The organism is Leptothrix mechoopdaensis (SeqCode) (genome assembly GCF_053893855.1).
In genome coordinates, this window is sequence record NZ_CM132699.1 from 3,370,153 (window position 1) to 3,391,126 (window position 20,974).

19 protein-coding genes are annotated in these 20,974 nt (G+C 73.2%); 15 read left to right on the forward strand and 4 right to left on the reverse strand.

The window, feature by feature from the left end:
• Nucleotides 1-160: 160 nt before the first annotated feature.
• Nucleotides 161-1,132, forward strand: a complete 972-nt coding sequence (locus tag ACWA7K_RS14550; RefSeq protein WP_456162104.1) for a LysR family transcriptional regulator — start codon at nt 161-163, stop codon at nt 1,130-1,132.
• Here ACWA7K_RS14550 and katG read toward each other — a convergent pair whose 3' ends face one another.
• Nucleotides 1,133-3,364 carry a catalase/peroxidase HPI gene (katG, locus tag ACWA7K_RS14555; RefSeq protein WP_456162105.1) on the reverse strand — a complete coding sequence of 744 codons (2,232 nt, stop codon included), beginning with the start codon at nt 3,362-3,364 and terminating at the stop codon, nt 1,133-1,135.
• Nucleotides 3,365-3,590: 226 nt separating this feature from the next.
• Between katG and ACWA7K_RS14560 the strand changes: the two genes are divergently transcribed.
• From ACWA7K_RS14560 to ACWA7K_RS14620, 13 genes are all read left to right on the forward strand, one after another.
• Entirely contained in the window at nt 3,591-4,034 is a 444-nt protein-coding gene (locus ACWA7K_RS14560) for a hypothetical protein (protein ID WP_456162106.1), read from the forward strand.
• Nucleotides 4,035-4,157: 123 nt separating this feature from the next.
• A complete protein-coding gene (locus tag ACWA7K_RS14565; RefSeq protein ID WP_456210171.1) occupies nt 4,158-6,485 on the forward strand; it encodes a TonB-dependent receptor in 2,328 nt (775 codons plus the stop codon).
• A gap of 61 nt (nt 6,486-6,546) precedes the next feature.
• Nucleotides 6,547-6,984 carry a hypothetical protein gene (locus ACWA7K_RS14570; RefSeq protein WP_456162108.1) on the forward strand — a complete coding sequence of 146 codons (438 nt, stop codon included), beginning with the start codon at nt 6,547-6,549 and terminating at the stop codon, nt 6,982-6,984.
• 46 nt (nt 6,985-7,030) lie between these two features.
• Nucleotides 7,031-8,050 (forward strand): AAA family ATPase, encoded by a 1,020-nt coding sequence (locus tag ACWA7K_RS14575; protein ID WP_456162109.1) that lies wholly within the window; start codon nt 7,031-7,033, stop codon nt 8,048-8,050.
• A gap of 18 nt (nt 8,051-8,068) precedes the next feature.
• Nucleotides 8,069-8,965 carry a DUF58 domain-containing protein gene (locus ACWA7K_RS14580; RefSeq protein ID WP_456162110.1) on the forward strand — a complete coding sequence of 299 codons (897 nt, stop codon included), beginning with the start codon at nt 8,069-8,071 and terminating at the stop codon, nt 8,963-8,965.
• Nucleotides 8,962-9,918, forward strand: coding sequence for a calcium incorporation protein MxaA (locus ACWA7K_RS14585; protein WP_456162111.1), 957 nt, complete (start codon nt 8,962-8,964; stop codon nt 9,916-9,918). Before ACWA7K_RS14580 ends, ACWA7K_RS14585 begins: the two co-directional genes overlap by 4 nt.
• A gap of 12 nt (nt 9,919-9,930) precedes the next feature.
• On the forward strand, nt 9,931-10,941 hold the full coding sequence (locus ACWA7K_RS14590; protein WP_456162112.1) for a vWA domain-containing protein: 1,011 nt from the start codon (nt 9,931-9,933) through the stop codon (nt 10,939-10,941).
• Nucleotides 10,938-11,507 (forward strand): MxaK protein, encoded by a 570-nt coding sequence (locus tag ACWA7K_RS14595; protein ID WP_456162113.1) that lies wholly within the window; start codon nt 10,938-10,940, stop codon nt 11,505-11,507. The genes ACWA7K_RS14590 and ACWA7K_RS14595 overlap by 4 nt, the downstream gene beginning before the upstream one ends.
• The gene (locus ACWA7K_RS14600; RefSeq protein WP_456162114.1) at nt 11,504-12,424 is read left to right on the forward strand and encodes an MxaL protein; all 921 of its coding nucleotides are present in this window, start codon (nt 11,504-11,506) and stop codon (nt 12,422-12,424) included. Before ACWA7K_RS14595 ends, ACWA7K_RS14600 begins: the two co-directional genes overlap by 4 nt.
• A gap of 19 nt (nt 12,425-12,443) precedes the next feature.
• Complete coding sequence (locus tag ACWA7K_RS14605; protein WP_456162115.1) at nt 12,444-13,397, forward strand: class I SAM-dependent methyltransferase; 954 nt, start codon at nt 12,444-12,446, stop codon at nt 13,395-13,397.
• A complete protein-coding gene (locus ACWA7K_RS14610; protein ID WP_456162116.1) occupies nt 13,394-13,996 on the forward strand; it encodes an exopolysaccharide biosynthesis protein in 603 nt (200 codons plus the stop codon). The genes ACWA7K_RS14605 and ACWA7K_RS14610 overlap by 4 nt, the downstream gene beginning before the upstream one ends.
• 47 nt (nt 13,997-14,043) lie before the next feature.
• Nucleotides 14,044-14,751: a glutathione S-transferase N-terminal domain-containing protein gene (locus tag ACWA7K_RS14615; protein ID WP_456162117.1), complete on the forward strand. Its 708-nt coding sequence runs from the start codon at nt 14,044-14,046 to the stop codon at nt 14,749-14,751.
• Between the two features lie 65 nt (nt 14,752-14,816).
• Nucleotides 14,817-16,394 (forward strand): 3,4-dehydroadipyl-CoA semialdehyde dehydrogenase, encoded by a 1,578-nt coding sequence (locus ACWA7K_RS14620; protein ID WP_456162118.1) that lies wholly within the window; start codon nt 14,817-14,819, stop codon nt 16,392-16,394.
• On the opposite strand, the gene ACWA7K_RS14625 is transcribed toward ACWA7K_RS14620, so the two are convergent.
• Both ACWA7K_RS14625 and baeS read right to left on the reverse strand, forming a co-directional pair.
• Nucleotides 16,391-17,119, reverse strand: a complete 729-nt coding sequence (locus ACWA7K_RS14625) for a response regulator (protein ID WP_456162119.1) — start codon at nt 17,117-17,119, stop codon at nt 16,391-16,393. The two genes, ACWA7K_RS14620 and ACWA7K_RS14625, sit on opposite strands and share 4 nt — an antisense overlap.
• Nucleotides 17,116-18,558 (reverse strand): sensor histidine kinase efflux regulator BaeS, encoded by a 1,443-nt coding sequence (gene baeS / locus ACWA7K_RS14630; protein WP_456162120.1) that lies wholly within the window; start codon nt 18,556-18,558, stop codon nt 17,116-17,118. Before baeS ends, ACWA7K_RS14625 begins: the two co-directional genes overlap by 4 nt.
• A gap of 166 nt (nt 18,559-18,724) precedes the next feature.
• On the opposite strand from baeS, the gene ACWA7K_RS14635 reads away from it, so the two are divergent.
• Nucleotides 18,725-20,077 (forward strand): ferredoxin reductase family protein, encoded by a 1,353-nt coding sequence (locus tag ACWA7K_RS14635; protein WP_456162121.1) that lies wholly within the window; start codon nt 18,725-18,727, stop codon nt 20,075-20,077.
• A 21-nt stretch (nt 20,078-20,098) separates the two neighbouring features.
• On the opposite strand, the gene fghA is transcribed toward ACWA7K_RS14635, so the two are convergent.
• Nucleotides 20,099-20,971, reverse strand: a complete 873-nt coding sequence (gene fghA / locus ACWA7K_RS14640) for an S-formylglutathione hydrolase (protein WP_456162122.1) — start codon at nt 20,969-20,971, stop codon at nt 20,099-20,101.
• Nucleotides 20,972-20,974 lie beyond the last annotated feature (3 nt).

A 20,974-nucleotide genomic window follows, 5' to 3' on the forward strand; every position in this document is an offset into this window, starting at 1 on the left:
GAACGTGAGGCCAGTCTAGGCAGCGGTGTCACGCCGAAAAAGGGCCGGGGCCTGACTACACTGTTCGCGGCCACGAACAATCCTCCGTGAAAAACCGGAACAAAGCCGGAGCGAAGCCGGAGCAAAGCCGGAACAACGCTCCCCCAACCCGGGACCGAACATGGACACACGCCGCGTCGACGGACTCTGGTCCCACATCCATTGGCTGGGCGTGCTGGGCGCGCTGGGCAGCTACACGGCCGCCGCGCAGCGGCTGGGGGTCAGCAAGGCGGCGATGAGCCAGCGCATCGCCGAACTGGAACGTGCCGCCGGCGTGCCGCTGGTGCGCCGCACCACCCGCAGCGTGCGCCTGACCGAGGCCGGCCAGCAGCTGGCCGACAGCACGCGCGACGCCTACTCGCAGATCGAGCGCGAGCTGGCACAGGTCAAGGACCTGGCCGCCGCCCCGAGCGGCCTGCTGCGCGTGACGGCACCGGTCGCCCTCGGACGCCAGCAGATCGTGCCGCGCCTGGCGAGCTTCCTGCGCGAGGTGCCCGAGGTCCGCGTCGAGCTGGTGCTGACCGACCAGCTGCTGTCGCTGGCCCAGGAAGGCTTCGACCTGGCGATCCGCCACACCGCCCGCCCGCCCGAGACCCACGTCGCCTGGACGCTGTGCGAGACCCGCTCCTGCCTGGTCGCCAGCGCCGACTACCTGGCCCGGCGCGGCACGCCTGCCGATCCGGCCGAGCTGGCGGCCGACCTGGGCCGCCACGACTGCCTGTCCTACGCCCGGCCGGGCGAGACGCCGACGTGGCAGTTCCAGCCGGTGCTGCCGGCCGGCGACAGCGCGGACGCTGGCACGCCGCCGCCACCGCTGACCGTCGCGATCCGCGGCCCGTTCAGCGCCAACAACAGCGAGGCGCTGCGCGAGGCGGCGGTCGACGGCCTGGGCATCGCGCTGCTGCCCGACTTCAGCGCCCAGTCCGCCTTGCGCGCCGGCACGCTGCAGGCGCTGCTGCCGGGCTGGCGGCCGGTCGGGAGCTTCGGCGAATCGCTGTTCGCGATCCGCCCCTACAGCCCCTACGTGCCGCGCGCCGTGAACGCGCTGGTCGCCTTCCTGCGCGAGAGCCTGAAGGACGGCTTCCAGCCCTGATCAGCGCGCGCGCGCCGGCAGGTCGTAGCGGTCGGCCTCCATCACCTTGACCCAGGCGCGGACGAAGTCGCGCACGAACGCGGCCTCGCCGTCGGCAGCGGCATGAACCTCGGCCAGCGCGCGCAGCTGCGCGTTCGAGCCGAACACCAGGTCGACCACCGTCGCCGTCCAGCGCCGTTCGCCGCTCTGGCGGTCACGGCCCTCGAACACGCCTTCGGCCTTGGACGACGGCTGCCAGGCGGTGCGCATGTCGAGCAGGTGGACGAAGAAGTCGTGGCTCAGCGTGCCGGGGCGATCGGTGAAGACGCCGTGTGCGCCGGCATCCGCGTGGGTGTTCGCGTGGGTGTTCGCACTGACACCCAGCACCCGCAGCCCGCCGACCAGCACGGTCATCTCCGGCGCGCTCAGGCCCAGCTGCTGCGCCTTGTCGACCAGCAGGTGGGCGGCGACGCCGGACAGCCCGTCGCGGGCGAAGTTGCGGAAGCCGTCGGCCGCCGGCTCCAGCACCGCGAAGGACGCCGCGTCGGTCTGCTCGGCCGTCGCATCGGTGCGGCCGGGCGTGAACGGCACCGTCACGTCATGACCGCCCCGGCGCGCCGCCGCCTCGATCGCGGCACCGCCGGCCAGCACGATCAGGTCGGCCAGCGAGACCCGCTTGCCGCCGATCTGGGCCGCGTCGAAGGCCCGCCGGATGGCGTCCAGCCGGTCCAGCACCCGGGCCAGCTCGTCGGGCCGGTTGACGGCCCAGTCCTTCTGCGGCGCCAGCCGGATGCGCGCGCCGTTGGCGCCGCCACGCTTGTCGCTGCCACGGAAGGTCGAGGCCGAGGCCCAGGCCGTGCGCACCAGCTCGGCGACATCCAGACCCGAGGCCAGCACCTGCGCCTTCAGCGCGGCCACGTCGGCCGCGTCGACCAGCGGGTGATCGACCGGCGGCACCGGGTCCTGCCAGATCAGTTCTTGCTGCGGCACCAGCGGGCCGAGGTAACGCGAGCGCGGGCCCATGTCGCGGTGGGTCAGCTTGAACCAGGCCCGGGCGAAGGCGTCGGCGAAGGCGGCCGGATCCTGGTGGAAGCGGCGGGCGATCTTCTCGAACGCCGGGTCCATGCGCAGCGACAGGTCGGCCGTCGTCATCATCGGCGGATGGCGGCGCGCCGGGTCGTGCGCGTCCGGGATCAGGTGCTCGGGCCGGACATCGCGCGGCGTCCACTGGTGCGCGCCGGCCGGGCTGCGGGTCAGCGCCCACTCGTAGCCGAACAGCATGTCGAAATAGCCGTTGTCCCAGGTCGTCGGGTTGGGCTTCCAGGCGCCCTCGATACCGCTGGTGGTCGTGTGCACGCCCTTGCCGCTGCCGAAGGTGTTGTGCCAGCCGAGGCCCTGCTGCTCGACCGGTGCGCCTTCCGGTGCGGCGCCGACGAGGGCCGGGTCACCGGCGCCGTGGGCCTTGCCGAAGGTGTGGCCACCGGCGATCAGCGCGACGGTCTCCTCGTCGTCCATCGCCATGCGGGCGAAGGTCTCGCGCACGTCGCGGCCCGACGCCACCGGGTCGGGCACGCCGTTCGGGCCTTCCGGGTTCACGTAGATCAGGCCCATCTGGACGGCGGCCAGCGGCCGGGCCAGTTCACGCTCGCCGCTGTGGCGCTGGTCACCCAGCCAGGTCGACTCGGGACCCCAGTCGATCTCGTCTTCCGGCGCCCAGATGTCGGGCCGGCCACCGGCGTAGCCGAAGGTCCGCAAGCCCATCGACTCCAGCGCGACGTTGCCGGCCAGCACGAGCAGGTCGGCCCACGACAGGTTGCGGCCGTACTTCTGCTTGATCGGCCAGAGCAGCCGGCGCGCCTTGTCGAGGTTGCCGTTGTCGGGCCAGCTGTTGAGCGGCGCGAAGCGCTGGTTGCCGGTGCCGGCGCCGCCCCGGCCGTCGTGGATCCGGTAGGTGCCGGCCGCGTGCCACGTCATGCGCACGAACAGGCCGCCGTAGTGGCCCCAGTCGGCCGGCCACCAGTCCTGCGAGTCGGTCATCAGTGCCTTCAGGTCGGCGATGACGGCGTGCAGGTCGAGCGAGCGGAAGGCCGCCGCGTAGTCGAAGTCCGGCGCCAGCGGGCTGGCCTGCGGGCCGTGCTGGTGGAGGATCGACAGGTTCAGCTGCTCGGGCCACCAGCGGGCATTGCCCGGGGCACCCTGGCGGGTGCGGGCACCGTGGGTCGAATGGAACGGGCATCGGGCTTCCTGGCTCATCGTCTTCTCCTGGGTTGAGGCGGTACGCGAGTCGATAGTTTTTGTCGATCGACAAAAGACTTCCATTTGCCAGATCCAATATCCGACTTAGAGAGGATGCATCGCCTTCGACGGACTTTCCGTGCGCGGGGCCACGAACCGCGCCGGTTGCCACCGGGCTTGCTCGCATGCGCGGGGCTGGGGCCGCTCCTAGCATGGACCGACAGGTCCCACCTGGAGCGAGACGATGACAACAAGACTGCGCCTGCTGGCCGGCCCTGCCGTGCTGGCCTGGATGGCCGTGGCCGGAACGGTGTCCGCCGCACCGGCCGCTCCGGCCGCATCAGCCCGGTCCGTCACGGACGAGACCGAGATCCGCCTGCCCAGCTGCGTCTCCGGCAGTGCGCCGCTGGCGCTGCCGGTATCGGTCGAGCAGGCCACCCTCGACCTGGCCGACCGGCGCCGCTTCCAGGCCGCCGCCGAGCAGCGCTACCCGCTCTACCAGCGCGGCGGCGGCGCCCCGGCCCAGGTGCTGCTGGTGCGGCGCGGCGGGCGCTGGGTCTACGTGACGCTGTGGTCGCAAGGGCACAGCGGCACCTGCGTGGCGGCGCTGTTCGCGGCCGAGCGCTTCGACTTCACGCCCGGCTGGCTGGCCAAGTACCAGCCGCGACCGCTGGACCGGCTGGACTGAGCGCCGAGGCTGCGGGCTTGCACCGTGCCAACGCGGCACGGCGTGTCGGCCTGTTCTCAGGGCTAACCAGCGCCCGGGAACTTTTCCCTAGGTGACGTGGCAGGCGGTGCTTACGGTGACGGCATGAAACCCGTCACCCCGCCCATGAACACCTTCGTCCACACCCCGATCGCGGCCGCGCTGCTGAGCCTGGCCGCGCTGTCGTCGGCCCCGCTGGCCCGCGCCCAGCAGGGCTCGGAACCGCAGCGGCTCGACCGCGTCGAGATCGTCGGTACCACGCCGCTGCCCGGTGCCGGCGTGTCGCGCGACCAGGTGCCGTCCAACGTGCAGGGCCTCGGCGCCGCCCGCATCGACGAGATCGGCGCGGCCAACCTGCCCGAGCTGCTCGACCGCGGGCTGGGCAGCGTCAGCGTCGTCGGCACGCAGGGCAACCCGTACCAGATGGAGGTGAACTTCCGCGGCTACACCGCCAGCCCGCTGCTGGGCCAGCCGCAGGGGCTGTCGGTGTTCCTCGACGGCGTGCGCATCAACGAGGGCTTCGGCGACATCGTCAACTGGGACCTGCTGCCGCGCAACGCGCTGGCCAGCCTGACGCTGGTGCCGGGCTCCAACCCGACCTTCGGCCTGAACACGCTGGGCGGCGCGCTGGCGCTGGCCACCCGCAGCGGCGACACGCACCCGGGCACCGAGGCCGAGGTCTCGCTGGCCTCCTTCGGCCGCCGCGACCTGGAGCTGTCGCACGGCCGCAAGGTCGGCGAGGACACCTACCTCTTCGTCGCCACCGACCTGTTCCGCGAGGACGGCTGGCGCGAGCACTCGCCGTCCGAGGTGCGCCAGCTGTTCGTCAAGCTCAACGGCGACAGCGGCCCGCTCGACTGGGCGCTGTCCTTCAACGGCGCGGACAACCGGCTGATCGGCAACGGCCTGCTGCCGACCTCGATGCTGGAGACCTCCCGCACGCAGGTCTACACGCGCCCGGACGAGACCCGCAACCGGCTCGCCGCGCTGACGCTGCGGGCCGGCTACGACCTGGGCGACGGCGAGAAGCTGGAAGCGCTGGCCTACCGCCGCCAGCTGGACGCCCGCACCGTCAACGGCGACGTCAACGAGGCCTACGACCCGGCCAATCCGGACCCGACGCTGGTGGTGCTGGAATCCGGTGTCGAGAACCGCACCCGCGCCCGCCAGCGCGGCGACGGCGTCGCGCTGCAATGGAACCGCCAGCGCGAGACCGGCCTCGTGACGCTGGGCGCCTCGATCGACCGCAGCCACACCCGCTTCTCGCAGACCGAGGCCGAAGGGCTGCTCGACGCCAGCCGCGCCGTCGAGGTCACCAACCCCGAGGCGACCAACGCCAGCATCCGCGGCCGCAGCCGCACCAGCAGCCTGCACGCCAGCCTGTCGGAAGCCGTCGCGCCGGGCCTCACGCTGAGCGCCTCGGGCCGTTACAACCAGACCCGCGTCAGCACGGTCGATGTCGGCCGCGCCGACCTGGGCCTGGCCACGCAGCTCGACGCCGACCAGACCTTCCACGCCTTCAACCCCGCCGTCGGCGCGACCTGGGTGCTGGACCCGGCGCTGACCGCCTATGGCGGCTACAGCCAGGGCAACCGCGCGCCGAGCCCGATCGAGCTCGGCTGCTCGGACCCCGCCACCCCCTGTGTGCTGCCCAACGCGCTGCAGGCCGACCCGCCGCTGCGGCAGGTCATCGCCCGGACCTTCGAAGCCGGCCTGCGCGGCAAGCTCGACGGCGGCTGGCGCTGGAACGTCGGCGCCTTCCGCAGCGTCAACCACGACGACATCCTGTTCGTCAGCAACGGCCGCGCCGCCGGCTACTTCGCCAACGTCGGCCAGACCCGCCGGCAAGGTCTGGAAGCCGGTCTGCAGGGCCGCAGCGGGCCGTTCGACCTGGCCGTGAACATCACCCAGCTGGCGGCCACCTACCGGACCGGCCATTGCCAGGTCGCCGCCTCCAACAGCAGCGCCAACACCAGCGCCGCCTGCGCTGGCAGCGACGAGATCGAGGTCCGCGCGGGCGACCGCCTGCCCGGCCTGCCCGACCGGGTGTTCAAGCTCGACCTGGGCTGGCGGCCGATCGCCGGCCTGCGCCTGTCGGCCAACGTGCAGGCGCAGTCGGGCAGCACGCTGCGCGGCAACGACAACGGCCAGCACCAGCCCGATGGCGTCAACTTCTTCGGCGACGGCCGGGTGCCCGGCTACGCGCTGCTGAACCTGCAGGCGCAGTGGAAGCTGGGGTCGGGCTGGGCGCTGATCGGCAAGGTCAACAACGCGCTCGACCGCCGCTACGCCAGCGGCGGCGCGCTGGCCGAGAACGCCTTCGACGCCGGCGGCGCGCTGCAGGCGCCGGCCGACTGGCGCCATGAGGCCTTCGTCGCGCCGGGCGCGCCGCGTTCGTTCGCGCTGGCGCTGCAGTGGCAGTTCAAGGACTGAACCCGGCGCTTCCGTGATCGAGCTGACAGACGCCAGCCGGATCGCCCGGCAACATGGCGTCATGACGCTCGACCCCCGCGCCCCGCCCACCCGCGCCTACGCCGGCGGCCCGACCCTCGCCGGCGAGCCGGTGCTGCTGTGGATCCGCTCCAACCACCCCAGCGACCGCAGCCAGGACCGGCTCGTCACCGTGCGCCCGGGCGAGTCGCATGACGGCCTGAGCTACGAGCACATCGCCGCCTCGTTGCAGTCGCACGGCTGGGTCGACCTGCCGCGCGCCGCGCCGGCCAGCGTGGCGGCGGCGCCCGGCTTCGATGCCGTGCGCGCCGCCTATGTCGCGCGCTTCCCGGGCGTGAAGGTGCCCCGGCCGTTCGCGATCGACGACGACGAGGTCGCCCGCGTGATGCAGGCCGCGCTCGACGCCGGCCGGCCGGTGCCCGAGGACCACGACTGGTGGTGGTTCGTGCCCACCGACGACAGCCGGCCCGCCTCGGTGTAGACCCGGGGCTGCGCGGCGCAGCCTTCCTGCGCATGCTGGTCGGGCGATGAACACCGACCCCTCCCTTGCCGACTGGCGCGACCTGGCGCTGACCCTCGAACGCGAGGTCGCGCAGGCCGTCATCGGCCAGGCGCCGACCTTGCGGCTGATCACCGTGGCGATCTTCGCGCGCGGCCATGTGCTGCTCGAAGGCGACGTCGGCGTCGGCAAGACCACCGTGCTGCGGGCCTTCGCGCGCGGCATCGGCGGCGAGTTCGAGCGGGTCGAGGGCACCGTCGACCTGATGCCCGGCGACCTCGTCTATCACACGCAGGTCGACAGCGCCGGCAAGCCGCGCATCGACCCGGGGCCGCTGCTGCGCCACGGCGAGCGGCTGACGACCTTCTTCTTCAACGAGATCAACCGGGCCCGTCCGCAGGTGCAGTCGCTGCTGCTGCGGGCGATGGCCGAACGGTCGGTGACGGCCTTCGGCGCCGAACACCGCTTCCCGCACATGACGGTGTTCGCCGACCGCAACCGGATCGAGAAGGAAGAGACCTTCGAGCTGGCCTCGGCCGCCCGTGACCGCTTCATGTTCGAGCTGGGCATGGCCACGCCGGTCGACCGCGAGGTGCGCCGCGCGCTGGTCTTCGACACCGCCTTCCACGATGCCGACCGGCTGATCGAGCAGGTCACGCCCGGGCTGCTGCCGTGGCAGCGGCTCAACGAGATCGGCGCGCTGATCCAGCGTTCGGTGCGCAGCAGCGCGACGCTGGAGCGCTACGTGCTCGACCTGTGGGACGCCAGCGAACACCCGCAGCGCCACGGCGTGCAGCTCGACGGCGTCGACATGGACAGGCTGGTGCTGGCCGGCGCCAGCCCGCGTGGCATGAGCGCGCTGCTGCGGGCCGCGCGGGTGGTCGCCTGGCTGGCCGGCCGCACCCACCTGCTGCCCGACGACGTGCAGGCGGTGCTGCCAGCGGTGCTGGGGCACCGCATCTTCTTCACCCCCGTCCACGAGCTGCGCCGCGCCGAGCTGGCGCCCGCGCTGGTGCGGGCGATCCTGGAACGGGTCGCGGCGCCCTGAGCGGCGGCTGTCCCTGACGTGAGCGGCGCGCCCGACTTCCACTACCGCCTGCCCGGCAGCGTCGGCGGCCTGCGCCCGGGCGCGCACGCCGGCCGCAGCCTGGGCACCGGGCTTGCGTTCGCGGCGCACCGGCGCCTGCTCGATCACCCGGACCCGCGCCGGCTCGACCTGCGTGCCAGCCTGCGCGACCCACGCGGCGACTGGCTGGTGCGCATCCAGCGCCAGCGTGCGGCGGTGCCGGTGCAGGTGGTGGTGGACGTGTCGGCGTCGATGGCCTTCGGTGCCGCGCGGCCCAAGCTGAACGTCGTCGCCGACTTCGTCGAGGCGCTCGGCCGGAGCGCCTTTCGCAGCGGCGACGCGCTGGGCCTGCGGGCGCACGACCACGCGCCGCGCGACGACCTGTTCCAGCCACCCCGGCACAGCCGCGGTGCCGGCCTGCTGCTCGCCGACGCGTTGCGGCGCTGCGCCGATGCACCGGCGTCCGGCACCGCGTCGACCGCCCCGCCCACGTCACCCCGCCAGACCGCCGATGCGCTGGCGCAGACGCTCGCGCCGCTGGCCGGCCGCGACGGGCTGGTCTTCGTGGTGTCGGACTTCCACTGGCCGCTCGACACGCTGGGCGCCGCGCTGGCCCGGCTGGCGCCGGCCTGCGTCGTGCCGATCGTGGTCTGGGACCGCGCCGAGACCGAACCGCCCGACGGCCGCGCGCTGCTGGCCGTGCGCGATGCCGAGACCGGTGAGCGCCGCACGCTGTGGCTGGCCGAACCGCTGCGACGGCGCTGGCGCGACGCCGTCACCGAACGCCGCGAGACGCTGCACGCGCTGTTCGCCGCCCTCGGCCTGGCGCCCTTCCACCTGGGCGAACGCTTCGATGCCGAAGCCCTGACGCGGCATTTCCTGGAGCGGGTCGCATGACGTGGGCACGCCCGGTCCGGATCGCCGTGGCAACCGCCTTGCTGGGCCTGGCCGCCTTCGCGGTGCCGGCCGCCGAAGACCCGCCCGTGCCGGCGGCGGTGGTCCGGCAACCGCGCGCCTTCGGCCATGTGCTGGGTGACGTGCTGACGCAGCGGATCCTGCTGGACGACGCGGCCGTGCCGGTGGCGCCGCCCGCCGACCGCGTCGGCCTGTGGCTGGAACGCCGCGCGCCGCGTCTGGAGGTCGATGCCGAAGGCCGGCGCTGGCTGGCGCTGGATCACCAGGTCATCAACGCGCCGCGCACCTTGACCGAGACCCGCCTGCCGGCGCTGACGCTGGTGATCGCGCCCGGGCGGCGGGTCGCGGTGCCGGCCTGGCCGATCCGGATCGGCCCCATCACGCCGGCTGATACGCCGGTTGATACGCCGGCCGACACGCGGGGCTCGGGCGCTGCCGATGAACTCGCCGCGCTGAGGCCGGACCGCCTGGCCGCCCTGCCCGCCGCCGCGCCGCTGCGCCGCCAGCTGATGGGCTCGGCCGCGCTGCTGGGCGCGGTCCTGCTGGCGTGGGCCGGCTGGTGGGCCTGGCGCGAGGCCCGCGACGCCCGCCAGCTGCCGTTCGCGCAGGCCTGGCGGCAGATCCGCCGGCTGCGCCGCTCGAACCCGTCGCGCGACGACGCCCCGGAGGCCTGGCGCGCGCTGCACCACGCGCTGAACGCCAGCGCCGGCCGGGCGGTGCAGGGCTCGACGCTGGACCGGCTGCTCGACGCCGCGCCGCACCTGCAGCCGCTGCGCCAGCCGCTGACGGACTTCTTCCGCGCCTCGGACGACCGTTTCTTCGCCGCCGTCGACGACCCGGCCGCCGCTGACCACGTCCCCGACTCGCGCCCGCCCTACCCGCTGTTGTCGCTGGCCCGCGCCCTGCGCGACGCCGAGCGGCGCCAGCAAGGCTGAACCCGCCCCGCCATGGTCGACGACTTCGCCCAACCCGCCTGGCTGCTGCTGCTGCCACTCGCGCTGCTGCCGCTGCTGCGCCGGCGCACCGACACGCTGGTGCTGGCGTCGATCGCCTGGCTGCCGCACGACCGCACCGGCCGGCTGGTCGGCCTGCTGTGGCGCGCCTGCGCGGTGCTGGCGATGGCCGGCATCGTCGTCGGCCTGGCCGGACCTGGCCGCAGCGGCACGCAGGTGCTGCGCACCGGGCGCGGCGCCGAGGTGCTGATCCTGATGGACCGCAGCGCCAGCATGGACGCCAACACGCTGCAGAAGGACGTCAAGTCCGGCGGCCAGTTCAACGCCAGCCGGCCGACCAAGAACGCGGTGGTGCGCGGCCTGCTGAGCGAGTTCGTCGCCAGGCGGCCCGACGACCGCTTCGCGCTGATGACCTTCAGCACCAGCCCGATGGTGGTCGCCCCGTTCACCGAGGACCACGCCACGATCCAGGCCGGCCTGCAGGCCACCGCCGTCGGCCGCGGCCTGCCCGACACGCTGATGGGCCGCGCGCTGCTGGCGGCGATCGACCAGTTCGAGGGCCGACCGTATTCGGGCAGCCGCATCGTCATCGTCGTGTCCGACGGCGGCGCGCGGCTCGACGACCTGCAGCGCGAGCGCATCGCCGCCGGGCTGGCGCGGCTGAAAATCGGGCTGTACTGGATCTACATCCGCAGCAGCCCGAACTCGCCCGACCTGACCACCGACGCGGTCGGCACGCTGGATTCCGAGGAGGAACGGGCGCTGCACACCTACTTCCGCAGCCTCGCCACGCCCTACCGGCTCTACCAGACCGACGACGCCGAGGCGATGGCCTCGGCAATGGCCGAGATCGACCGCCAGCAGAACCTGCCGCTGTCCTTCCTGGAACGGGTCGCGCGGGTCGACCACGGCCCGGCGTGTTTCCTGGTCGCGCTGGCCGGCTGCCTGGGCCTGCTGGCCTGCCGCGCGCTGCAGCTGACACGCTGGCCCGGAGCGGCACGATGAGGCGGCGCACGATGCACGCCGCCTTCGCGCTGGCGACGCTGGCCGCGGGCGCGCTGGTGGCCGTCCAGGGCACGCGGCTGTGGCGCCTGCAGCGGCTGCAGGCGGCGGTGGCCGAAGCGGCCTCGGCCCCTGCGACAGCCACCGACGACATGCTGCGCGACGCGCCGCGAGCCGTCCGCCTGGCCCGCGCGACCGCGCTGGCGCAGGCCGGCGCTGCCGATGCCGCCGTGCGGCTCTACGGCGGCCTGATCGAGCCCGGCCGGGTCGACGCGATCGGCCGCGATGCGCTGTTCGACCTCGGCAACCTCTACCTGCGTCAGGGCCTGGGTCTGGGCCGGGACCCGAAGGCCGATGCCGCCGCCGCCGGCCCGCTGGTCGAACTGGCCAAGCAGCGTTACCGCGACCTGCTGCGCGCCGACCCGGGCGACTGGGACGCGCGCCACAACCTCGAGCGCGCGCTGCGCCTGGCGCCCGAGGAACACGAGGCCGTCGTCGAGGCCGACAGCGAGCCGGTCGAGCGCCGCCAGGTCCAGCTGCGCGGCATGACACCGGGCGACCTGCCGTGAGGCGCTGGCGGGCCGTGCTGCAGGCCCACGGCGTCTTCTTCGCGGCGGCGCTGCTGCTGGCCGCCGCGACCTGGATGCCGCCGGTGACGCTGCAGCGGCCGACCTTCAGCTACCTCGTCACCTTCGACATCACGCAGAGCATGGACGTGCCCGACCAGCAGGTCGACGGCACCCCCGCCAGCCGGCTGGCGCTGGCCCGGGCGGCCAGCCGCGAGGCGCTGCGGCGGCTGCCCTGCGGTTCGCGCATCGGCTGGGCCGTGTTCACCGACTACCGCGTGATGCTGCTGACGATGCCGGTGGAGGTCTGCGCCCACTACGACGGCCTGCTGGCCACGCTCGACGGCATCGACGGCCGGATGCGCTGGGCCCAGGCCAGCAAGGTCGGCAAGGGCGCCAGCTGGGTGGTGCGCACGGCGCAGAAGATCGGGCCGGACACGCGTGTGGTGTTCTTCACCGACGGCCAGGAATCGCCGCCGCTGCGCACGGCCGGCGAGACGCCGCCGATCCAGGACATCACGCCCGGCGAGGTGCGCGGCTGGCTGATCGGCGTCGGCGGCGACACGCCCGCGCCAATCCCGCGCAGCGACGCCGAAGGCCGCCCGATCGGCCACTGGGCCGCCAGCGACGTGGTCCAGCGCTTCGGCCCCGGCACGCCGGGGAGTCCGCACGAACACCTGTCGGAGCTGCGCGAGCCGCACCTGAAGGGGCTGGGCGAGCTGATGGGCCTGGGCTACCGCCGGCTGGTGACGCCGCAGTCGCTGGTCGACGCGATGCTCGACCCGGCGCTGGCCAGCCCCGCCCCGGTCGTCACCGACCTGCGCTGGCTGCCGGCGCTGCTGGCGCTGGCGCTGCTGGCCTGGCGCTTCCGGCCGGACCTGCCGGGTCTGCCAGCCACACGCCTGCGGCGCAAGGCCTGAGCGGCGACACTCGCCGCCCATGCAAGCCCTGCTCGACGCCATCGCCACGATGGCCCTGCCCACCGACGCCACGCGCGTCTTCCACGGCCGCGGCGGCCGGCATCCGGGCTGCGAACACTGGACCCTCGACGCCTGGCCGCCGGTCCTCGTGCTGACCAGCTTCCAGCCGGTCGACGCGGTCGAGGTCGATGCGGTCGGCCAGGCGCTGGCGCGGCGCTGGGCCGACGTCGCGCCGGCCGGCGAGCCGCTCAACTGGGTCTTCCAGCAGCGCCAGCCCGGCGGTCGCGTCGAGACCCGGCTGATGGCCGGCGCGGTGCCCGATCCGCATGTCGTGACCGAGGACGGCACGTCCTACCTGGTGCATGTGCTGAAGGGCCAGAACCACGGCCTGTTCCTGGACATGGCGGCCGGCCGACGCTGGGTGCGCGCGCATGTCGCGCAGTGGCCCGGCATGAAGGTGCTGAACCTGTTCGCCTACACCTGCGCCTTCTCGGTCGTGGCGATGCAGGCCGGCGCGCGCGGCGTCGTCAACCTGGACATGGCCGACGGCGCGCTGGCGATCGGGCGGCGCAACCACCAGCTCAACGGCCTGCCCGCCAGCGCGGCGGCCGGGGTCAGCTTCCTGGCCCATGACCTGTTCAGCTCCTGGGGCAAGGTCGGCCGCGCCGGGCCCTACGACCTGGTGATCGTCGACCCGCCGAGCTACCAGAAGGGCAGTTTCGTGGCGACCAAGGACTACGCCCGCCTGATGCGCCGACTGCCCGACCTGCTGGCGCCCGACGGCCATGTGCTGCTGTGCCTGAACGCGCCCGAGCTGGGCCTGGCCTTCCTGCAGGAGCAGATGGCCGAGCTGGCGCCGACGCTGCGATTCGTCGAACGGGTCGCGAATCCGGACACGTTTGCAGACGTGTCGACGGAACGCGCGCTGAAGGTGCTGGTCTACGTGGCTCCTGAACCTGGAGCCCCTGCATGACCCGATCGATCTCCCAGCGCCTGCGCGAGGCCGCCGAATCGCTGTCCACCGAGCGCGTGTCCGTCGCCACGCTGGCCGACGCCCACGGTCCGGCGCTGCACGGCAGCCTGCTGCTGCTGATGGCCGTGCCCAGCCTGCTGCCGGTGCCCGGCGCCGGCACCGTCATGGGCCTGGGCATCGCGGCGCTGGCGCTGGCGATGCTGCAGGGCCGCGACGACGCCCCGCTGCCGCGCCGCGTCGCCGAGCTGGAGATGTCGCAGCACTGGGCCCGCCGCGTGCTGGGCCTGATGGCGACGATCTACGGCCTGGCCGAACGCTGGTCGTGCGAACGGCTCGCGCACCTGGCCCCCGTCCGCCCGACCGCCTGGCTGGCGCTGGTGCTGGCCGTGATGGCCGCGATCCTGGTGTTGCCGATCCCCTTCGGCAACATCCTGCCGGCCCTCGCGGTGGCGACCATCGGCCTGGGCCTGGCCTTCCGCGACGGCCTGGTCGTCGTCGTCGGCACCGTCATGGCCGGCCTGACGCTGCTGCTGACCTCGGCCGCGCTGTTCGCGCTGGCCACGCAGCTGCAGGTCTGGGTCGTCGACTGGATGTCCTGATCGGCCGCCTTCCATCCCAACCTTCCCCTGACCTGAGCACCCTGCCCATGACCCTCCTCGACCACCCCATCACCCGCCGCTGGCCCGCTCAGCACCCGGACCGTTTGCAGCTGTACTCGCTGCCCACGCCCAACGGCGTCAAGGTGTCGATCGCGCTGGAGGAGACCGGCCTGGCCTACGAGCCGCACCTGGTCCGCTTCGACACCAACGACCAGATGACGCCGGAGTTCCTGGCGCTCAACCCGAACAACAAGATCCCCGCGATCCTCGATCCGGACGGCCCGGGCGGCCGGCCGCTGGCGCTGTTCGAGTCCGGCGCGATCCTGGTCTACCTGGCCGACAAGACCGGCCAGCTGATGCCGACGGACCCGGCGCTGCGCTACGAGACGCTGCAGTGGCTGATGTTCCAGATGGGCGGCATCGGGCCGATGTTTGGCCAGCTCGGCTTCTTCCACAAGTTCGCCGGCAAGGACTACGAGGACAAGCGCCCGCGTGACCGCTACGTGGCCGAGTCGCGCCGCCTGCTGGGCGTGCTGGACCAGCGCCTGCGTGGCCGCGCCTGGGTGATGGGCGACGACTACTCGGTGGCCGACATCGCCATCCTCCCGTGGGTCAACAACCTGGTCGGCTTCTACGGCGCGGGCGAGCTGGTCGGCTGGCCGGACTTCACCGAGGTCCAGCGCGTGCTGGCCGCCTTCCTGGCCCGCCCGGCGGTGCAGCGCGGCTTGAACATCCCGGCCCGGCCCGCAACATGAACTATCTTGCCTATAAGGCACCTTGATGCATTAAAGTTCAGGTCATCCATTCCCGAGGAACCGCGATGACCGAACTTCTCCCCAACCACGTCCACGGCAGCCGGGTTACCGGCACCGGCCCCGGCACCCTGCTGACCGACCCGGTGACCGGCGCCGAGCTGGTGCGGGTCTCCAGCGCCGGCCTGGACCTGCCGCGCGCCTTCGCCCACGCCCGCGAACAGGGCGGCGCGGCGCTGCGCGCGCTCACCTTCGGCCAGCGGGCCGAGAAGCTGGCGGCGGTCGCCAAGCTGCTGCAGGCGAACCGCGAGGCCTACCACGCCATCGCGCTGGCCAACTCGGGCACGACGGCCGCCGACACCGCCGTCGACGTCGACGGCGGCATCTACACGCTCGGCCAGTACGCCCGCTGGGGCGCGAAGCTCGGCGACGCGCAGGCGCTGCTGGACGGCGGCGCGGTGCCGATGAGCAAGGACGGGCTGTTCCAGTCCCAGCACCTGCTGGTGCCCACGCGCGGCGTGGCGCTGTTCATCAACGCCTTCAACTTCCCGAGCTGGGGCCTGTGGGAGAAGGCCGCGCCGGCCCTGCTCGCCGGCGTGCCGGTGATCGTCAAGCCGGCCACCGCGACGGCCTGGCTGACCCAGCGCATGGTCACCGACGTGGTCGACAGCGGCCTGTTGCCCGAAGGCGCGCTGTCGGTCATCTGCGGCAGCTCGGCCGGGCTGCTGGATCAGCTCCAGCCCTTCGACGTGCTGAGCTTCACCGGCTCGGCCGGGACGGCTGAAGTGATCCGCTCGCATCCGGTCGTCGTGAAGAACGCCGTGCGCCTGAACATCGAGGCCGACAGCCTGAACGCCGCCGTGCTGATGCCCGACGCCAGCGCCGAGGCCGTCGCGCTGTTCGTGCGCGAGGTGGTGCGCGAGATGACGGTCAAGTCCGGCCAGAAATGCACCGCCATCCGCCGCGCGCTGGTGCCGCAGGCGCTGTACGAGACGGTCGGCGCGGCCATCGCCGCCAAGCTCGCCGGCATCACGGTCGGCAACCCGCGCGACGCCTCGGTGCGCATGGGCGCGCTGGTCAACCGCGAGCAGTTCGACGGCGTGCTCGGCGGCATCGAGCAACTCGCCGCGCTGCCGCACATGCGCTTGATGTTCGACGGCCGCCGCCAGCCGCTGGTCGACGCCGACCCGGCCGTGGCCGCCTGCCTGGGCCCGACGCTGCTGGGCTGTGACGACCCGGACGGCACCGCCGCCGTCCACCGCATCGAGGTCTTCGGCCCGGTCGCCACGCTGATGCCCTACCGCGACATCGCCCACGCCCGCGCCCTGGTCGCGCGCGGCGAAGGGTCGCTGGTGTGTTCGCTCTACGGCGACACGACACCCGAAGGCAGCGCCGCGCTGGCGGCGACCGCCACCGACCTGGCCGCCTGCCACGGCCGCGTCCACATCGTCAGCCCGTCGGTGGGCAGCACGCAGACGGGCCACGGCAACGTCATGCCGCAGTCCCTGCACGGCGGCCCCGGCCGCGCCGGCGGCGGCGAGGAACTCGGCGGCCTGCGCGCGCTGGGCTTCTACCTGCGGCGCAGCGCGATCCAGGCGGATGGCGCGGTGCTGGCAGGGCTGGGGGCGGTGGCGCTGGGGGTCTAGCCCTCCACCTCCAGCCGATACCCCACCCCATAGATCGACCGGATCGCCTCCACCCCCGGCCGGATCTGCTCGATCTTGCGGCGCAGGTTCTTGACGTGGCTGTCGACCGTGCGGTCGTTCAGCGCGCGGCTGTCGTCGTGCAGGCGGTCCAGCAGCTGGTCGCGTGACCAGACGCGGCCGGGCGTGCTGGCCAGGGCCTTGAGCAGGCGGAACTCGACCGGCGTCAGGTCCAGCGGCAGGCCGGACAGCGTGGCGAGGTGGCGCTCGTCGTCCAGCAGCAGGCCACCCGCTGACGCCGACGGCGGCGCGCCGGCACCCGCCAGCAGGCGCCGCTCGCGGCGCAGCAGCGCGTGGATGCGGGCGACCAGTTCGCGCGGGCTGAAGGGCTTGCAGACGTAGTCGTCGGCGCCGGCCTCCAGGCCGATCAGGCGGTCGACCTCCTCGACCCGCGCGGTCAGCATGACGATCGGCACGGCGCGGTTGCCGTGCGGGTTGGCGCGCAGGTCGCGGCACAGCGTCAGGCCGTCGCGGCCGGGCAGCATCAGGTCCAGCACGATCACGTCGGGCATGCGCGCCTGCACCGCCGGCATCACCGCCAGGCCGTGGTCGACGATGCGGGTGCGGTGGCCGGCCGCCGTCAGGTAGTCGCTGACCAGCCGGGCCAGGCGCGGCTCGTCCTCGACGATCAGGATGTCGGCCGGGTCGATCGCGGCGGGCGTGCTCATCGTTCGACGCCCGGGCCGATCGCCGCGTCCGCCGCGCTGGTCAGCAGCGGCAAGCGCACCTCGATCGCCACGCCGCCCAGCGGCGACGGCCGCGCGCCGATGTCGCCGCCGTGCGCCTGCACGATGCTGCGGCAGATCGCCAGCCCCAGCCCGCTGCCGCCGCCGGCCCGGCCGCGCGAGGACTCGACGCGGTAGAAGCGCTCGAACAGGCGCGGCAGCTGCTCGGCCGGCACGCCCGGTGCGCTGTCGGCGATGTCGATGACGGCCAGGCCGCCTTCGGCCGCCACGCGGATGCGCAGCGTGCCGCCCGGGTCGGTGTAGCGCACCGCGTTGTCCAGCAGGTTGTGCAGAAGCTGGCGCAGCCGGTCCGGGTCGGCCTGGACCGTGAGAGGCAAAGGCGCCGCGCCGGTGTCGACCTGCAGCGCCAGGCCGCGCTCGGCGCAGCGGGTGGCGAACTGCGCGGCCTCGCGCGCGACCAGCTCGGCGAGGTCCAGCGGCACCTTGCGATAGCGCAGCGCGCCGACATCGGCCAGCGCGAGTTCGTGCAGGTCGTTGACCAGCTGGGTCAGCGCGTTGACCTCGCCCTTGAGCACGCCGAGGCTGTCGGGCGTCAGCGGGTGGATGCCGTCCTCCATCGCCTCGATCTCGCCGCGCAGCACGGCCAGCGGCGTGCGCAGCTCGTGCGAGATGTCGGCCATGTAGTCGCGCCGGATGCGCTCGTTGCGGTCCAGCGTCAGCGCCAGCTGGTTGAAGTCGCGCGCCAGCTGGCCGACCTCGTCGTCGCCCTGCACCGGCACGCGCGTGTCGTGATGCCCGGCGGCCAGCCGGTGGGTCGCGGCGGCCACGGCCCTCACGGGAGCCAGCAGCGCGCGGGCGATCCACCAGGCGACCAGCGCGGCGAGCAGCAGCGACAGCGCGCCCATCGCCAGGCTGGCGCGCCACTGGCCGTCGCGGAAACGCACCGAGGCCTCGTCGGTGACCGACTGGATCGGCGCCAGCGCGATCCAGCCGACGGTGCGGCCGTCGACGACGATCTCGCGCTGTTCGGAGTCGGGGTAGAGGTTCGGGTAGCCGATGACGCGCTCGCGCTGCGCGTCCAGCAGCGTCAGGCGCCGGCCCAGGCCCAGCAGGTGCGGCGCGAGCAGGTCCGGATCGGCGTCCCACGGGCCGCTCAGGTCGGTGCCCACCTCCGCCTCGATCAGCCGGAACCAGATGCCCGGCCGGCCGCGCATGAACGCCCAGCTGTCGCCGTGGCCGACATAGGCCTCGCGCAGGCGCGGCAGCGCGGCGTCCATGCGCTGGACCGCCTGTTCGTTGAGGTAGCCGATGAAGCCGCGGCTGAGGCTCAGCTGCGTGGCCAGCCCCATCGCCAGCGCGACGACGGTGGCGGTGGCCAGCACGGCCAGGAACAGGCGCAGGGTGATGCTCGGGCGGGTCATGTCGAAGCGGTCATGTCGGACCGGATTGGCGCATCGGCCGGCCGCGCTGGCAAGCCTGCCGGTCAAGCCGCTGGCGCGCGAGCGGGCTTCCAAAGTTCCTGCACATTTGCCGCGCAAGCTGACGGCCATCGAAGCTCAAGCGGCCCCACGAAGGCCGCACACGACCATGACCTCGCACCGTCTCTTGCGCGCGCTCGTCGCCACGCTCGCGCTCTTCACCGGCCTGTGGCTGCTGGCCGAACCGCAGCTGCCGCAGCCGCTGACCTGGTTCTCGTTTCGCGCCGTGTTCATGCAATACAGCGGCATCGTCGCGATCGGCGTGATGAGCGTGGCGATGCTGCTGGCGCTGCGCCCGACCTGGCTGGAGCCGCACCTCGACGGGCTCGACAAGATGTACCGCCTGCACAAGTGGCTGGGCATCACCGCGCTGGTCGTGTCGGTGCTGCACTGGTGGATGGCCCAGGGCACCAAGTGGATGGTCGGCTGGGGCTGGCTGACGCGCCCGGTGCGCGGGCCGCGTCCGGCTGCGGTCGACAAGGGCCTGATCGAGGGCCTGCTCGGCGCCCAGCGCGGGCTGGCCGAATCGGTCGGCGAATGGGCCTTCTACGCCGCCGCCGTGCTGCTGGTGCTGGCGCTGGTCAAGCGCTTCCCGTACCGGCTGTTCGCCAAGACGCACACCTGGCTGGCGGCGATCTACCTGGTGCTGGTCTTCCACTCGGTCGTGCTGGTCAAGTTCCCGTACTGGGGCCAGCCGGTGGGCTGGCTGATGGCGCCGCTGCTGGCCGCCGGCAGCGTGGCCGCCGTGCTCGTGCTGATCGGCCGTGTCGGCGCGCGCCGCAAGGTGCAGGGCGCGATCCACGCACTGCAGCACTACCCGGCGCTCGACGTGCTGGAGACCCGCATCACGCTGCAGGACGGCTGGCGCGGCCATGCGGCCGGGCAGTTCGCCTTCGTCACCGCCGACCCGAAGGAAGGCGCGCACCCGTACACCATCGCCTCGGCCTGGGACCCGGCCACGCGCGAGATCACCGTCATCACCAAGGCACTGGGCGACCACACGCGCCGCCTGCCCGAGCTGCTCAAGCCCGGCATGGCCGTGACGGTCGAAGGCCCGTATGGCCGCTTCGACTTCCAGGACGGCAAGCCGCGCCAGATCTGGGTCGGCGCGGGCATCGGCATCACGCCGTTCATCGCCCGCCTGAAGCAGCTGGCCGGTGACCCCGCTGCGGCCGGCGTCGCCCGCATCGACCTGTTCCACGCCACCGCCGTCGAGGACCCGGTCGCCCTCGACAAGCTGCGCGCCGACGCCCTGGCCGCCGGCGTGCGCCTGCACGTGCTGGTCGACGCCCGCGACGGCCTGCTCGACGGCGAGCGCATCCGCGCGCTGGTGCCCGACTGGCAACAGGCCAGCCTCTGGTTCTGCGGCCCGACGCCGTTCGGCCACAGCCTCCTGCGCGACTTCATCCGCCGCGGGCTGCCGCGGTCGGTGATGCATCAGGAGCTGTTCCAGATGAGGTGAGGGGCGGTGGGCGGGACCGCCTCACCCCCCCAACCCCTTCGCGTGATGCCTCAGGTGGTCCTCCACGAAGCTCGCGATGAAGTAGTAGCCGTGGTCATACCCGGCCTGCCGCCGCAGCGTCAGCGGTTGCCCGATGGACGCGCAGGCGGCTTCGAGGGCCTCGGGGTGGAGCTGCTCGGCGAGGAACTTGTCGGCCAGCCCCTGGTCGACCAGGATCCCGCCGGGATAGGGCACCGAGGTCTGTGCCGCCATCAGCAGGCTCGCGTCGTGAGCCACCCAGGTCGACTCGTCCTGGCCGAGGTAGCCGGTGAAGGCCTTGCGGCCCCACGGGCAGCGGGTCGGCGCGCAGATCGGCGCGAAGGCCGACAGGCTGCGGAACATCCCCGGGTGACGCAGCGCCAGCGTCAGCGCGCCGTGGCCGCCCATCGAATGGCCCGTCAGGCCGAGCCGGTCGCCGTCCAGCCCGAACTGGGCGACGACGGCCGGGATCAGCTCCTGCACGAGGTAGCTCTCCATGCGCCAGTGGCCAGCCCACGGCGCGTGTTCGGCGTCGAGGTAGAAGCCCGCGCCGACGCCGAAGTCCCAGTGGTGGTCCTCACCGTCGATGCCGGCGCCGCGCGGGCTGGTGTCGGGCATCAGCAGGGCCAGACCGAGTTCGGCGGCCACCCGCTGCGCACCGGCCTTCATCGTCGCGGTCTCCTCCGTGCAGGTCAGGCCGGCCAGGTAGGTCAGCAGCGGCACCTTCTGGCCGGCGAGGGCCTGCGGCGGCAGGTAGAGCGCGAACCTCATCGGCAGGCCGATGACGCCCGATGCGTGCTTGAAGAACCGTTGCACGCCGCCGAAGCAGCCGTGTTCGTTGACGAGTTCGAGGCGGTCGAAGTGGGCGGCGCTCATCGG